This is a genomic window from Paenibacillus sp. NRS-1760, from assembly GCF_050467785.1.
Classification (GTDB): Bacteria; Bacillota; Bacilli; order Paenibacillales; family Paenibacillaceae; genus Pristimantibacillus.
In genome coordinates, this window is record NZ_JBITPK010000032.1 from 33,758 (window position 1) to 47,827 (window position 14,070).

15 protein-coding genes and 1 other RNA gene are annotated in these 14,070 nt (G+C 43.5%); 14 read left to right on the forward strand and 2 right to left on the reverse strand.

Annotated elements, in window-relative coordinates:
• Positions 1–18 precede the first annotated feature (18 nt).
• From eno to ACIFSR_RS34435, 5 genes are all read left to right on the forward strand, one after another.
• Complete coding sequence (gene eno / locus ACIFSR_RS34415; protein WP_076270740.1) at positions 19–1,311, forward strand: phosphopyruvate hydratase; 1,293 nt, start codon at positions 19–21, stop codon at positions 1,309–1,311.
• A 118-nt stretch (positions 1,312–1,429) separates the two neighbouring features.
• The gene (locus ACIFSR_RS34420) at positions 1,430–2,197 is read left to right on the forward strand and encodes a sugar phosphate isomerase/epimerase family protein (protein WP_430063731.1); all 768 of its coding nucleotides are present in this window, start codon (positions 1,430–1,432) and stop codon (positions 2,195–2,197) included.
• Between the two features lie 98 nt (positions 2,198–2,295).
• Entirely contained in the window at positions 2,296–2,532 is a 237-nt protein-coding gene (gene secG / locus ACIFSR_RS34425) for a preprotein translocase subunit SecG (RefSeq protein ID WP_054025946.1), read from the forward strand.
• A 170-nt stretch (positions 2,533–2,702) separates the two neighbouring features.
• On the forward strand, positions 2,703–5,717 hold the full coding sequence (gene rnr, locus ACIFSR_RS34430; protein WP_430063733.1) for a ribonuclease R: 3,015 nt from the start codon (positions 2,703–2,705) through the stop codon (positions 5,715–5,717).
• Positions 5,718–5,973: 256 nt separating this feature from the next.
• Complete coding sequence (locus ACIFSR_RS34435; protein ID WP_028609190.1) at positions 5,974–6,174, forward strand: cold-shock protein; 201 nt, start codon at positions 5,974–5,976, stop codon at positions 6,172–6,174.
• An 88-nt stretch (positions 6,175–6,262) separates the two neighbouring features.
• On the opposite strand, the gene ACIFSR_RS34440 is transcribed toward ACIFSR_RS34435, so the two are convergent.
• A complete protein-coding gene (locus tag ACIFSR_RS34440; RefSeq protein WP_339206036.1) occupies positions 6,263–6,991 on the reverse strand; it encodes a copper homeostasis protein CutC in 729 nt (242 codons plus the stop codon).
• 137 nt (positions 6,992–7,128) lie between these two features.
• Here ACIFSR_RS34440 and smpB point away from each other — a divergent pair, with 137 nt between their 5' ends.
• The 7 genes from smpB (at position 7,129) to ACIFSR_RS34475 (ending at position 11,798) form a co-directional block, all read left to right on the forward strand.
• Complete coding sequence (gene smpB, locus ACIFSR_RS34445; protein ID WP_076270736.1) at positions 7,129–7,608, forward strand: SsrA-binding protein SmpB; 480 nt, start codon at positions 7,129–7,131, stop codon at positions 7,606–7,608.
• Positions 7,609–7,865: 257 nt separating this feature from the next.
• Positions 7,866–8,231, forward strand: a transfer-messenger RNA (tmRNA) gene (gene ssrA / locus ACIFSR_RS34450).
• Between the two features lie 219 nt (positions 8,232–8,450).
• Entirely contained in the window at positions 8,451–9,044 is a 594-nt protein-coding gene (locus ACIFSR_RS34455; RefSeq protein ID WP_339206039.1) for a histidine phosphatase family protein, read from the forward strand.
• A gap of 234 nt (positions 9,045–9,278) precedes the next feature.
• A complete protein-coding gene (locus ACIFSR_RS34460) occupies positions 9,279–9,752 on the forward strand; it encodes a WapI family immunity protein (protein WP_430063736.1) in 474 nt (157 codons plus the stop codon).
• A gap of 68 nt (positions 9,753–9,820) precedes the next feature.
• Positions 9,821–10,081, forward strand: coding sequence for a VOC family protein (locus ACIFSR_RS34465; RefSeq protein ID WP_430063738.1), 261 nt, complete (start codon positions 9,821–9,823; stop codon positions 10,079–10,081).
• Positions 10,082–10,481: 400 nt separating this feature from the next.
• The gene (locus ACIFSR_RS34470) at positions 10,482–11,396 is read left to right on the forward strand and encodes a phosphotransferase (protein WP_339209454.1); all 915 of its coding nucleotides are present in this window, start codon (positions 10,482–10,484) and stop codon (positions 11,394–11,396) included.
• A 99-nt stretch (positions 11,397–11,495) separates the two neighbouring features.
• Positions 11,496–11,798, forward strand: coding sequence for a hypothetical protein (locus ACIFSR_RS34475; RefSeq protein WP_339206041.1), 303 nt, complete (start codon positions 11,496–11,498; stop codon positions 11,796–11,798).
• A gap of 220 nt (positions 11,799–12,018) precedes the next feature.
• Here the strand turns inward: ACIFSR_RS34475 and ACIFSR_RS34480 are convergent, their stop codons facing one another.
• The gene (locus ACIFSR_RS34480) at positions 12,019–12,201 is read right to left on the reverse strand and encodes a DUF2524 domain-containing protein (protein WP_339206042.1); all 183 of its coding nucleotides are present in this window, start codon (positions 12,199–12,201) and stop codon (positions 12,019–12,021) included.
• Positions 12,202–12,404: 203 nt separating this feature from the next.
• Between ACIFSR_RS34480 and ACIFSR_RS34485 the strand changes: the two genes are divergently transcribed.
• Both ACIFSR_RS34485 and ACIFSR_RS34490 read left to right on the forward strand, forming a co-directional pair.
• On the forward strand, positions 12,405–12,620 hold the full coding sequence (locus tag ACIFSR_RS34485) for a small acid-soluble spore protein Tlp (protein ID WP_430063740.1): 216 nt from the start codon (positions 12,405–12,407) through the stop codon (positions 12,618–12,620).
• 688 nt (positions 12,621–13,308) lie between these two features.
• Complete coding sequence (locus tag ACIFSR_RS34490) at positions 13,309–13,866, forward strand: DUF4240 domain-containing protein (protein WP_430063742.1); 558 nt, start codon at positions 13,309–13,311, stop codon at positions 13,864–13,866.
• The last annotated feature ends 204 nt before the right edge of the window (positions 13,867–14,070 follow it).

Below are 14,070 nucleotides of genomic sequence, written 5' to 3' on the forward strand. Positions count from 1 at the left end.
AAAGGAGTGTTTTCTCTCATGTCAATTATCGTTGATGTATACGCACGCGAAGTGCTTGATTCCCGCGGGAATCCAACTGTAGAAGTAGAGGTTTCTCTTGAGTCTGGCGGCAAAGGCCGTGCAATTGTTCCATCCGGCGCTTCTACTGGCGCATACGAAGCTGTTGAGCTTCGTGACGGCGACAAATCCCGTTACCTTGGTAAAGGCGTTTTGAAAGCTGTTGAAAATGTTAACACTGAAATCGCTCCTGAAATCATTGGCCTTGACGCTCTTGATCAAGTAGCTATCGACCGCAAAATGATCGAGCTTGATGGTACTCCAAACAAAGCTAAGCTAGGCGCTAACGCGATTCTAGCTGTATCGATGGCAGTAGCTCGCGCAGCTGCTGACGCTCTTGATGTACCTCTTTACACTTACCTTGGCGGATTCAACGCTAAGACGCTTCCAGTTCCAATGATGAACATCATCAACGGCGGTGAGCACGCTGACAACAACATCGACGTTCAAGAATTTATGGTTCTTCCTGTTGGTGCTGAAAGCTTCAAAGAAGCGCTTCGTATCGGCGCTGAAATTTTCCACAACCTAAAAGCAGTATTGCATGATAAAGGCCTTAACACAGCTGTTGGCGACGAAGGCGGCTTTGCTCCTAACCTTGGTTCAAACGAAGAAGCAATTACAACAATTATCTCGGCTATCGAGCGCGCAGGCTACAAGCCAGGCGTTGACGTATTCCTAGGTATGGACGTTGCTTCCACTGAGTTCTTCAAAGACGGTAAATACGTGCTTGCAGGCGAAGGCAAATCATTTACACCTGCTGAGTTCGTTGACCTACTTGCTTCATGGGCTGACAAATACCCAATCCTTACAATTGAAGACGGCTGTTCTGAAGACGATTGGGATGGTTGGAAATTGCTTACTGAGAAGCTTGGCAAAAAAGTTCAACTCGTTGGTGACGATCTGTTCGTTACGAACACTGAGCGTCTATCCGATGGTATCGACAAAGGCGTAGGTAACTCTATCCTTGTAAAAGTTAACCAAATCGGTACGCTTACTGAAACTTTTGATGCAATCGAAATGGCTAAACGCGCTGGTTACACAGCAGTTATCTCTCACCGTTCAGGCGAGAGCGAAGACAGCACAATCGCTGACATCGCTGTAGCTACAAACGCTGGCCAAATCAAAACAGGCGCTCCTTCCCGTACGGACCGCGTTGCGAAATACAACCAATTGCTTCGCATTGAGGACCAACTTGGTTCGACAGCTCAATACGCTGGCAAATCAGCTTTCTACAACTTGAAACACGTAAAATAAGACGCATTTAGCGGCTTATATAGAAGGGTATGCCTCATCAGGCATATCCTTCTTTTTTTTTCGCTCATGCAGGACATAATAAGAGGGTAAAGCATCAACGATTAGGCGGTGTGTTTGATTGGCGAAACCTGTTATAGGCATTCAAATGTATTCTCTTCGTGATCAAACGGAGATCGATTTTTTGTCCACGCTGGAGAAGGTAGCCAAAATCGGCTATAAAGCGGTAGAATTCACAGGGTATTTCAAAATGCCGGCCAAAGAGTTGAAAAGCAAGATGGATGGACTCGGATTAATTGCCCCCTCCGTTCATGTACCTTTGAATTTTAGCGATACCAAGCAAATGGAGTCTGATTTTGAAGGACAAATTGAATATGCCATGGAGCTTGATGTGACTTATATTATTACGCCTTGGTCGCCGCTTCCTGAACTTCCGACAAAGGATAATGTGCAATATTTAGTTGATGTTTTCACAAAATGCGCAAAGCAGGTGAAGGCAACAGGTATGCAATACGGCTACCATAATCATGATTTTGAATTTAAGCTGGTGGAGAAGAAGCCTATTATCGATCAAATTTTGTCGGATGTTCCAGAGGAGCTCTTGCAGATGGAGTTTGATCTGGGCTGGATTTATATTGCGGGTTATAAACCGGCTGATTATTTGAAGAAATATAAGGGACGCGTTCCTTGCGTGCATTTGAAAGACTTTTTGAAAGGGCGGAAGGATGCAGAAATCGGCAAAGGCGAGGTAGGTTATGATGAGCTGTTAAAAGAGCTTGAGCCTGCAGGCGTTAAGTATATGTTTGTGGAGCAGGAGCAATTTAGCTCAAGCTCCCTTGATAGCGCAGCAAATAATTTTAACTATTTGAAAGAGCATGGCTTTGCGTGAACAGCGAGAATAAGGCCTGTCCTATTGTAATTTGTGCCCATCTATGGTACACTCGATTTATGTGTTTCTACGGAGCTCCTATGCTGGAGGTGGAATGAATGGATATCATATTGAAAATCGTGCTTGTTATATTTTCTGTCGGCCTTATTGCTGTCGTATTGTTGCAAAAAGGTAAGAGTGCAGGCTTGTCCGGAGCGATTACGGGTGGCGCTGAGCACCTTTTCGGAAAACAGAAAGCGCGCGGTTTGGATTTGTTCTTGCAACGTTTGACAGTTGCTCTTGCAGCTGGTTTCTTCATATTGGCGCTTGTTGTATCTTACTTCGTAAAACAATAACGAACACACACGCAGAAAGCGAGGATATTCCTCGCTTTTTTTGTATTTTCATCATATTCACGGATGCTGGGCATCCATTTCGTGTATACTACAAGTTATATGATAATCTATCAACCTGCTGCAAATGGCGCTAGAGCAATATGGCAGGTTTATGAGGAGAAAAACTAATAATGATTAATTACGAGCAGGAACTGCTTGATTTTATGAGAGAGACGGCGTATAAGCCGATGACGTACCAAGAGCTTGAGAAACATTTTGGTATCGTAGATGCAGTGGAGTTTAAGGAGTTCCTTAAGCTGCTGAACAAATTAGAGGATGAAGGCAAAATCATTCGTACGCCAAATGATCATTACGGTGTGCCGGAACGAATGAACTTATTGCGCGGCAAGCTGCAATCGCATGCCAAGGGCTTCGGTTTTCTAATCCCGGATGAGAAGGATCATGGAGATGTGTATTTGCACGCCAATGATTTGAAGAGCGCAATGAATGGAGACATCATTCTGGTTCGTGTCACTTCGAGAAGTGAGCATGGAGGCCGGATGGAGGGCGAGGTCGTCCGTATTGTAGAACGTGCCGTTACGCAAATCGTAGGAACGTTCGAGGATCACGAGGTTTATGCTTTTGTCGTGCCGGATGATAAACGGATCAATCGGGATATCTTTATTCCAAAAGGCGGCTATCAAGGCGCTGTCTCCGGACAGAAGGTTGTCGTTAAAATTGTTACCTACCCAGAAGGGCGTTCTGCAGCTGAAGGGGAAATTGTCGAAATTTTGGGACATAAAAATGATCCCGGCGTCGACATCCTGTCGATTATTCGCAAGCATCAGCTTCCTGAGGGCTTTCCTGATGAAGTGATGAGAGAAGCGGAAGCGGCACCTGATTCCATTACAGACGATGAGATTGTGCAGCAAGGCAGGCGAGATTTGCGCGATGAGGTCATCGTGACGATAGATGGCGAGGACGCAAAGGATCTAGATGATGCGGTGCATGTGAAGCGTCTGGAGAACGGCAATTATTTGTTAGGTGTACATATTGCCGATGTCGGCTATTACGTAAAAGAAAATTCAGAGCTCGATCAAGAAGCATACCTTAGAGGCTGCAGCGTATATTTGGTGGATCGCGTTATTCCGATGCTGCCGCATCGTTTGTCGAATGGCATATGCTCGCTCAACCCGCAGGTTGATCGTCTGACGCTTTCATGTGAAATGGAATTTGATGCGGCGACGCTTAAGCGTGTACGTCATGATGTGTTTACGAGTGTGATTCGCACGAAAGAGCGTATGACCTATACGAATGTGAAAAAAATATTGACTGCAACGGAAGAAGAGCCGCAAACCGAGCTGAAAGAGCGTTACGCCAGCTTGCTTGATATGTTCGGTTTGATGGAGGATCTAGCGATGCGTCTTCGTTCGAAACGAATGAAGCGCGGTGCGATTGACTTCGACTTCCAAGAGTCTAAGGTTATCGTGGATGAGAACGGCAAAGCGGTTGATATTGTGAAGCGCGAGCGTTCGGTAGCGGAGCAAATCATCGAGGAATTTATGCTCGTGGCGAATGAAACGGTGGCCGAGCATTTTCACTGGCTTCGTGTGCCGTTCCTGTACCGGATTCATGAAGATCCGTCACAAGAGAAATTGCTTAACTTCGTTCAGTTTGCAGCAAACTTCGGTTATGTCGTGAAGGGCAAAGGCAATTCCATTCATCCAAAAGCATTGCAAACGCTGCTTGAGGACATTCGCGGAACGAAGGAAGCGACCGTTATTTCCACAGTGATGCTTCGTTCGATGAAGCAGGCGAAATACGATGCGGAGAGCTTGGGGCATTTTGGGCTTGCAGCTGAGTTTTATTCACACTTTACATCCCCAATTCGCCGCTATCCTGACTTGGTCATTCACCGTATCATTCGCGAGGTGCTTGATGGCAAAGGCCAATTGACGGAAGCAAGACATGAGTCGCTAACGGCAAGGATGCCGGAAATTGCGCAGCATTCCTCAGAACGTGAGCGTGTAGCGGTTGATGCAGAGCGTGACACAGAGCAGTTGAAAAAATGTGAATTCATGCTTGATAAAGTGGGCGAAGAGTTCGAAGGCATTATTAGCAGCGTAACGAGCTTCGGCATGTTTATCGAATTGGACAATTCGGTCGAAGGTTTAATTCGTTTGAGCGACATGTCTGATGATTACTATAACTTCCATGAGCAGCATATGATATTGGTCGGCGAGCGTACGTCCAAAGTGTACCGAATTGGCGATGAAGTTAAAATTCGCGTTACTCGGGTGAGCATGACGGAGCATACGATTGATTTCGAGCTTGTAGATATGAAGCCGCGCAGCGGCTATAAAGGCATTCCAAGCAGTGGTTTTGGCGGCGGCGAACGCGGCGGAAAAAAACGCGGTGGTTTCGGTGATCGCAATCGCGGCGGCAAAGGTCAAGGCGGTGCAGGTGAGGGCAACCGCGGAAGAGGCGAGCGCGGAGCGAGCGGTGCTGGTAAGGGCCAAGGTGGCGCAAGCGAAGTTTACCGTGGCAAAAACGAGCGTGGTGCAAGCGTGGCTGGCAAAGGCCAAGGCGGTGCAGCCGAAGGTTATCGTGGTAAAACGGATCGCGGTGCAAACGCGGGAGGTAAAGGTCAAGGCGGTGCAGCCGAGGGCGGCCGCGGCAAAGGTCGCGGAGGCAAAGGCGGACGCGGCGGATTTGGCGGCGGCGTCGATCGCAGCGTGGTTGGCATTGTCGAGCAGGCCAATCCGTGGCGCATCGATGCACCTGATAGCGGGCGCGGCAGCAAGCGGCGCGGACGTGGCGGCGAAGGCGCAGCCGGAGCTGGCGTGAACGACGGTGGAAATCCGGCGGAGCGTGGGCCGGGGCAAGAGGCGGATTTGTCGCCGGGCAACGGTAGAGATTCATCGCGCGTGAACAATGCGCGTACGGATATGTGGGGCCTGCCCATCCGCAATAGCGGCGGGCCAGGCGGAAATGGTCGTGGAGCCGGGCAGCGGCGGAACGATGGAAGTGGCGGCGGCGCGAAGCGGCGGCATACGCCGCAGGGCGGCGTGGTCGGTAGTGAGCGAGGCGCGGAATTGCCGAGCGTGGAAGGAAGCGGCGGCGATGCGGTGAAGAGCAAGCGGAAGAAAAAAAGCGGAGGCGGCGGTAACGCCACAGCTGCTTTTGTCCGGAAAAATCGCAAATAAATAAGGGCGGCGACTTCCGTTCTATGGCATAATTGGAAGTCGCCGCGATCTGGGCAATTTGGGAAAATATATTTAAGCTCGTCACTTGCATTTTAATTCTGGGTATAGTACACTCAAATCAATCGATAATATGAACCTGAATTCACATATTGAAAAGGGTATCATTATAGTCATGAAACCCTTTCCAATGTGTGAATTTTTTGTTTAAAGACAAACCAGGCGCATATTAATATTATTTTTTTGGAGGTTTTTACACATGCAACAAGGTACAGTTAAATGGTTTAACGCAGAAAAAGGTTTCGGCTTTATCGAAGTTGAAGGCGGCAACGATGTATTCGTACATTTCTCCGCAATCACTGGCGAAGGCTTCAAAACTCTTGAAGAAGGACAACGCGTAGAATTTAACGTTGTTCAAGGCAACCGTGGACCACAAGCAGAAAACGTTGTAAAGCTGTAGTAGCTTACGAACGTTGATAAAACCGCCTTTGACCTTTTAGGTTGAGGGCGGTTTTTTTGTGCATAAAATGAGCTTCTGTTTTGTTGCTTTATTGGAATTCATTAAGTAATTGACGGGCATGACGAACGAGCATTCCATCGATAGGAGAATCTGTTCCACCGGTTCTAACACCAGTTCCGAGATGAACGGCTTGTGCTCCGGTAGATTTTATAAAGGCAGGCAATGAAGGAACCGATAGACCGCTTCCTGGGAGTATGGTAACAGTATGTCCAATACTTTGTTTAACCAACCTATTAATTTGATCTGTTGCTTCAAGAACGCTCGGTTTACCGCCTGAGGTAAGTATCCATTTGATTTGAGGGTATTTTAGGAGTGTGGTTAACGCCTCTTCTTGGTCAGGTACCTCATCAAATGCTCGGTGGAAGGTAACAGGACGATCACCAGCGGCTTCCAATAAACTTTCTAAAGCATCCGTATTAATAGTTCCATCAAGCTGAAGTGTGCCTAAGACGAACGCATGAACGCCTAATGTACGCATTCTGATCATTTGAGCAGTCATTTCACTAAGATCTGCCTTATCGTAAACAAAGGAATTGCTATGAGGCCTAACCATCGCATGTACGGGATATACTTTAGCTATAGGGGTATGATTAGCTTGCTCGAGCCGTTTAAGCGCCTCAAGCACCGATAACGTAACGTCCTCTTGTGGAGTTAGTCCACCTTCTTCAAAGGCGGATATAAGCTCTACACGGTCCGCACCGTGCACTACAGCTGTAACCGCTTCATCTGCAGTTGTAGCAATGATTTCAAGCAGCATGGGAAATCTCCTTTTTGGGCAGGGCGACAGAGCGGGATGCTCCGTAGCCGCCTTGATTTTCTTTGTTAAAGTTGTTACAATGAACACCAGTATACGTGCAACCATTATTTTAGCTTAATTAAGTCGAGGTGACTAGCATGGGTAAGAAGAGTGACGGCAAGCAGCTCGCCCAGAATAAGAAAGCTTCCCATGACTATTTCATTGAGGAAACTTTCGAAGCTGGCATGGTGCTTTTGGGTACAGAAATTAAATCGCTGCGAACGGGTCGTGCAAATATAAGTGATGCATTTGCTACCATTCGTAACGGCGAAATTTTCATACACAATATGCACATTAGTCCGTTCGAGCAAGGGAATATTCACAACCCTACCGATCCAACGCGTGCTCGCAAGCTGTTGATGCACAAGATGCAAATTCATAAGCTTCTAGGCTTATCCAAGCAAGAAGGTTATGCTATTGTACCCTTGAAGATTTATGTGCGCAATGGTTACGCGAAGTTATTGATTGGTCTCGGTAAAGGTAAAAAGCAATACGACAAGCGCGATAGTGCAGCTAAACGTGATGCTCAGCGTGACATTCAGCGTGTGCTGCGTGAGAAACAGAAGGTTTCTAACTAAGGTGTAGATTTCCATGGCAGCAAGCGACCATGATTGCCAATAACAATTGTGCACGGAAGCAGCTGATTCGTGGTATACTAAGACAGTAGCAACGGCAAGACAATCAATAAATGCAAGTGCATTCGTGCTAGACAATCGGAACAGCCTGCTTGGTCAGATGCTGATCCTTAATCCTAAAGCTTCAATTGAGCTAAACGTTAGTGTGGATCTACTCTTCGGAGTAGTGTTAATCTGCAGCTAGCCGTTTATGCAAAATTGGGGGCGTTTATGGATTCGACGGGGATTGTACGAGCGCGGGTTGCGGGTAGCGGGGAGTCGTCCGCTTCATCAACGCTAAAGCCTATTAAACGGCAAACAACAAACAAACTACGCTTTCGCAGCCTAAGAAACTGTGTGCGTGCTTCTACCCAGCATCGTCCATGTGACTGGATTAGGGGCTAACAAGTAGTGGAATACGCTGTCTCATCTCCGCCTGCGGTGAGCTGAAGAAGACAATCAGGCTGACCTTAGCGAAAGCCGGTTACGGGGCGTTTGCTTGGGTGACATCAAAACTGTGACTACACCCGTAGAAGCCTGTGTGGCGTGATCTTCGGACAGGGGTTCAAATCCCCTCGCCTCCACCAATACCATGAAGAAACCCGACCTCGTGAGGTCGGGTTTTTTGATTTTTTAGTCATGTTAAGAGCATGTCTTTTATTAAAATAACGGGCAGATTAGTGGAAAAGTATCGAATATATAAGTCATAGTAAAGCGATCAAAAAGGAGAATATAAGATTTTCTCGAATATTCTGAAATGCTGATATTTTAGGTGTGTATACACTATATTCAAATGGGGGATTCAAATGTCTATTACTTTATATATTATGAGACATGGTGAAACGGATTGGAATAAAGAAAAGAGGCTCATGGGTCACTTTGATGTACCCATTAATGAGTTAGGATTACAACAAGCACATATATTGGTTAAAAAACTTTATAAAACTAAATTAGATTCAATTTATAGCTCAGATCTTCGAAGAGCTTTACAGACATCAGAAGTTCTCGCTGATCAGTTAGGGATTAGCAAAATAAAAAGCGATTATCGATTGCGAGAAGCGCAAGGTGGAGTTTGCGAAGGATTAACTTGGGATGAAATGCATCAAGCACATCCTGAGTGGTGGGAGCGTGACCAGAAAGACTGGTATTCCACTCCTTATCCAGGCGGAGAAAGTTTGCTCGATGTGGCTAACCGTGTTGAAGATATGTTGAACGAACTCGCTAAAAACCACGTCGGAAAGCATATTGGTGTGGTGACACACTGGGGAGTCATATGCGCTGTATTAATTTCTGTACTTAAAATAGATCAAGAACATATGAAAAGAGTACATATCGATAATTGTGGGTTAACAGTAGTACATTGGGGAGAAGAAAAGTCTTTATTACGACTAAATGCTTGAGAATATAATGCGCTAACGAAAGCGTTAGATCAATGTTTCAAGGAAAGCGCCATTCCACAAAGGATGGCTATAAAACTTGTCGTTACAGACAGTGCGGAGAACCGTACCACAGGGTTACAGGTCAAGTCATTACGCTAACGGGCAGGATAGCGGAATGAAAAAATTGAAATAGGATAATTGAGATGATTTAACAGGGACATAGAGCGAGGCAAGTAAGAGATAGGAGGTTTAAAGATGTTTGAACCTATAACAGATTATGACTTTAGGATATATTCTGACGATAGAAAATCATACATTACTTTTACACTTGAGCAATATATACATAATCGCCTTCCTAGTTTATCCTGTACCATTGATGTGATTGATAACAAATTTTCAGGTAGGAATGTAGATGTATGGTTTTCAATAGACGAACTGATACAATTTATTAATCATGTTGAGATTGGGAAAGTTTCAAAAAAATGCAGTTTACAAGCAATGTCTCCAGATGAATTCACAATATCAGTTGAGCGAATCAATCGCAGAGGAGACTTTGTGGTTACATATTCATTATCAACTTCAAGGTACACTTCCAATGGGCAAATAAATTCGAATCTAGCTGGAGAATTTCATTTTAATCAAGAATTCATTATTTCAACCATTCAGGATCTCAAACGGTTTTCTTCAGTGACGAAACTTCAGGCTGATGCCGATTTTAGATTAAACTAACGGGCAGGATAATGTAATTAATTGTAGAATAATATGGTAAAACCTCAGAATGGAAAGAGGATCTAGCTATGCAAAGTATGAACAATCAACATCTGCAGACCGCTAATAACGTATACATTGAAGGAATTCAGTACACAGAGATCCCTGTTTTCGATTTGGAAAAGGCAGTTGATTGGTATTGTGGAAAACTGGGTGCAAAACTAGGACTACTTAACGATGAGCTTGCTTTTGTAGATTTCTCTATGGGTCCTAGTTTATTTTTAGTCAAGACAAATGATGATACTACAGCCAAATGGTCAAGACCATTATACAATCGGATTTCGTGTTAAGGACATTAAAGGATTTCATAATTTTCTATTACAACTCGATACGAAAGTAAGTCCTATCGTTATTGAAGGACATGGAAGTTTCTTTACGTTTTACGATCCTTTTGGAAATATGTTTGACGTTTTTCAACCGCCACAATAAATCCGTAAGCATCCCTAAGGTTCTTTCTTACCTTAAATTAACAGGATCCATTTGTTTTATTGAAGTAACGGGCAACGATAGTTCAACAAGAGCAGTTTGCTACGGCAGCTGCTCTTTTCTTCATTAAGCTAACGGGCAGGATAGAGGAACAGACGGTAAGGTTGTTCTCGAACAGAAGAACAAATTAATGATATGATGTTGTAAATGGAACAGGCTAGTCGAGCCTATTTTCTATTTTCGTGAGGGAGTCGATAAATGGATATGGGAAGTACGAATCAATGGGATGCGGAATGGGAAGTATCAGAAGAATTGGCTCATAAATTAATAAGCAGTCAGTTTCCGCAGTTAGCTTCACAAAGCGTACAAAAACTAGGATACGGCTGGGATAACACTGTTTTTCTTGTCGGGGTCGAATATGTATTTCGCTTTCCAAGAAGAGAAGTTGCAATTAATCGTTTAAGGATGGAAGGAAAGATACTACCTAAGCTTAAAGATTATTGTTCCATTGCATATTCGTTACCGCTATTTTTTGGGGAAGGGGATTATAATTATCCTGCACCTTTCCTAGGCTACCCCTATTTATCAGGAGAGTTTCCAATCGGATTAACTGACAAGCAACGTGCGGTATCAGCAACAACGCTCGCGCAATTTTTAAAAAGCTTACATGCATTCCCTGTGCAAATTGCCCAAGAAAATGGAGTTCAACATGACCATAGAAATTTGATTGATATTGCAATGCGTAAAGAAAAGTTGCATAAATTCATTTCCGACCTTGCCCTTCATTTTAGTGAAGAAGAGTATCGTGAATTATCGAACTATTTGGAACAGCTTGGAACTGAAAAAGTGAAACCCAAAAACGTATTCCTCCATGGAGACCTTCATTTTAAAAATATGCTGGTAGACGAGAATGGAATAATTTCAGGGATTATCGACTGGGGAGATATCAATATCGGACATCCTGCTTGCGACTTAAATGTCGCGTATAGCTTTTTGCCTCCGGATGCGCGTTCAGACTTTTTCAAAGAATATGGGGATGTCGATGAAGAAACGAAGATATTAGCTCGATTGATAGCCATATACATTCCCATTTTGATCATGATGCAGGCAATTGATTATAAAGATGAAAAGTTGGTTGCTGAAGCAAAAGCGATCATAAAACGTGCTCTCGCTGATTAAGAAAGGTCATTCCGCTAACGGGAAACGATAGTTCAATAATAATGCCCCTCATTGCGAAGGCCTTCGTATATGACTGGGAATAATATTGGGGGCGTGGAAGTGAGCGATGATCTAGTAAAAAACAGAGTAGTTCAGATCCTCAATGACATGCTTAATGGGAAGATAAATATTATACTTGGATGCCTTGAACTGGATGGGTTATGGCATCAAGGCCATACCTTTATTGGAATAGATTTTGGAGAGCATTATCACAATTTGGCTCATATACCCTTACCTGCGCAATATCATTTGTGGAATCAAGAAGCGTTAAAGGAACGCATAAAAGAACTAGATGCATACAAGCCAAATATCTTATATACAGCGAGATTATTGTTAGACGAAATGAATATAGAACGTCGTTAGGCTAACGGGGAACGATAGTTCAATAAACACACGGAAGCAGCCGACCACAATGATCGGCTGCTTCATTACGCTAACGGGCAGTTATGCGCAAAGGACTCCGGACAGTAAACATTCATCAAAAAACTTAAAACAAAAATCTGCATGAAAAAAGCCGCAACAATGCGGCTTCTTAAGCAAATATGTTCTTATCATCCGATAACGACATCAAGCCGTGTCAAGACTAGCTGTTAATATCGCATTTATTTAAAATGAACGAGATTTGATTTTCAAGACGATTGATATCATCTTGTGTTGCCTGTTCTGTTGTTTGGCGATTCCGAATTGAATCGAGCTCCTGCTTAAGCTTATGCAAGTCATCACCAGCATTGGCACAATCATAATTGCTTTCAAGGTTTTCGAGCATGTTATCTCCTCCAGTCGTTAATGAAGTGTACTAGACTATTATGGTGGATTTTACTTTTTATATGCATCTACTACATGGTTGCCGATGAAACCTAAATCGGAGACCGATGACATGCAAAATAAAAAAAATTTCCGTTGAATAGTGGAAGTAAGTAATGACCAATATGAAAAGGTTCGTAATTAACACCAAATGGAGGGAATCACATGGCTAAACCCGATAACCGTGCAGATAATAAGATCCATCTGCAGCAGCATATTGAAAACACGCAAGCTAATTTGCAGGAAGCGGAAAGCTATTTGGATGAGCATGCAAATGAAATTAGTGCCGATGAAAAAGGAATCATCGAAGCCAAGAATCAGCGGCGCAAAGAAAGCATTCAAGAATTCCAAGCCGAGAAGCAGGATGAAGCCGACCAATAAAAGTTTACTATATGGTTTCTAGACTCCAAATAAAGGCATCCGAATCCATTCGGATGCCTCTTTCATCTTGAGGTTATGGTTCTAGGAAGTATTTTACATTCTCGCCTCCGATCTCATCTCCCTCTCAGTCCTCGCTCATTGCCGTGACGAAAGATCTTGCTTGAGTTACGACTTCGTCAAAAGAAGCCCCATGACCACTTGACCATAACTCCGTAAATTTAGCTTTCAAATCCGCCCAATTCTGCTTGTCCTTCAAGGTATGGTATCCAACCAAAGCACGATAGTTTTTACATATATAGCCGGAAAATGCAATTATGCATCTATAACAGACCTAAATGGAAAGCCGATCAATATTACACCAAGTTCCTTCTATCAGGTAGCGACCGTAAAATTGGACCAATAAAAAATTATCCAAAGAAGCCAACTCAGCCCACACCCACTAAGTCTTCGAAAAATGTCGGGTGACCAGAACATTATCTCATTCCCGACAGAATAAACTAAGTGACCGAAATTCCTTATTAGCGTGGGTCTGTCAATGATGTTTCGGAATCCTATTCCGCTAACGGGCAGGATAGTTCAATCGCTTCTCGAATACATTTCGGGATGGAGTATTTACGAACTTCGTGAATATCACGATAAAAGAAATCCCCGCAATGAAAATAATAAAAACCAAAGGAGAGCTGTACCTATGACGAATAAATATTTTTGGAAAATGATAGATAATTCAAAAAAGAACGGTGCAGAACAAGTAGAATGGTTAACCCAAGAATTAGTAAAGAAAAGAACAGAAGAGGTCATTGAATTCGAAATTGAGTTTAGAAATAAGTTGGAACAATCTTATACATCGTCATTATGGGGCGCAGCTTTTGTGATAATGGGAGGATGTTCAGACGATGGATTTGATTACTTCAGAGGCTGGCTTATTTCTCGAGGAGAAGAAGTTTTCAATCAGGGAGTAAATAATCCTGAATTTCTAGCAGAATATTTCACTGAAGATAATTTAGAAGAAGATGAATTTGCGCCTCAGTTGGAAGAGATTTTATCAGCGGCTTCAGATGCGTACACATATCAAAAAACAGGATCGTTTGAATATAACGATGATATTTATACAGAATTTTTAAATGAATTAGAAGCACGAGGTTATAAATTTGAACCAATTGATATTGAATTTGATTGGGAGGAAGAAGACCTAGAGGAAAGGTTCCCTTTATTATGGGATAAGTTTGGAGAAGACCCACTGACTTAGGAATTTTCGATAATTATTAGATAAAGAACCTGCAATTAACGAAACTAACAGCGACGGAAACGGATGTAATGAATTTTCACCTGAAAGAATTCCAGAACACTTAAGATAATAATTTTGTACAAGTTGCCTGGCAAGTACCTTCTCTTGATGTAAGGGTAAGGTAACCAAACCAAACAATCTTACGCTAAACATTCCTGTTAAGGC

What these genes read in the sequence shown, in the direction of transcription:
- eno (WP_076270740.1), top strand. Translation starts at nt 19, where the DNA reads ATGTCAATTATCGTTGATGTATACGCACGCGAAGTGCTTGATTCCCGC.
- secG (WP_054025946.1), top strand. Translation starts at nt 2,296, where the DNA reads ATGGATATCATATTGAAAATCGTGCTTGTTATATTTTCTGTCGGCCTT.
- rnr (WP_430063733.1), top strand. Translation starts at nt 2,703, where the DNA reads ATGATTAATTACGAGCAGGAACTGCTTGATTTTATGAGAGAGACGGCG.
- ACIFSR_RS34435 (WP_028609190.1), top strand. Translation starts at nt 5,974, where the DNA reads ATGCAACAAGGTACAGTTAAATGGTTTAACGCAGAAAAAGGTTTCGGC.
- ACIFSR_RS34440 (WP_339206036.1), bottom strand. Translation starts at nt 6,991, where the DNA reads ATGCTGCTTGAAATCATTGCTACAACTGCAGATGAAGCGGTTACAGCT.
- smpB (WP_076270736.1), top strand. Translation starts at nt 7,129, where the DNA reads ATGGGTAAGAAGAGTGACGGCAAGCAGCTCGCCCAGAATAAGAAAGCT.
- ACIFSR_RS34455 (WP_339206039.1), top strand. Translation starts at nt 8,451, where the DNA reads ATGTCTATTACTTTATATATTATGAGACATGGTGAAACGGATTGGAAT.
- ACIFSR_RS34460 (WP_430063736.1), top strand. Translation starts at nt 9,279, where the DNA reads ATGTTTGAACCTATAACAGATTATGACTTTAGGATATATTCTGACGAT.
- ACIFSR_RS34465 (WP_430063738.1), top strand. Translation starts at nt 9,821, where the DNA reads ATGCAAAGTATGAACAATCAACATCTGCAGACCGCTAATAACGTATAC.
- ACIFSR_RS34470 (WP_339209454.1), top strand. Translation starts at nt 10,482, where the DNA reads ATGGGAAGTACGAATCAATGGGATGCGGAATGGGAAGTATCAGAAGAA.
- ACIFSR_RS34480 (WP_339206042.1), bottom strand. Translation starts at nt 12,201, where the DNA reads ATGCTCGAAAACCTTGAAAGCAATTATGATTGTGCCAATGCTGGTGAT.
- ACIFSR_RS34485 (WP_430063740.1), top strand. Translation starts at nt 12,405, where the DNA reads ATGGCTAAACCCGATAACCGTGCAGATAATAAGATCCATCTGCAGCAG.
- ACIFSR_RS34490 (WP_430063742.1), top strand. Translation starts at nt 13,309, where the DNA reads ATGACGAATAAATATTTTTGGAAAATGATAGATAATTCAAAAAAGAAC.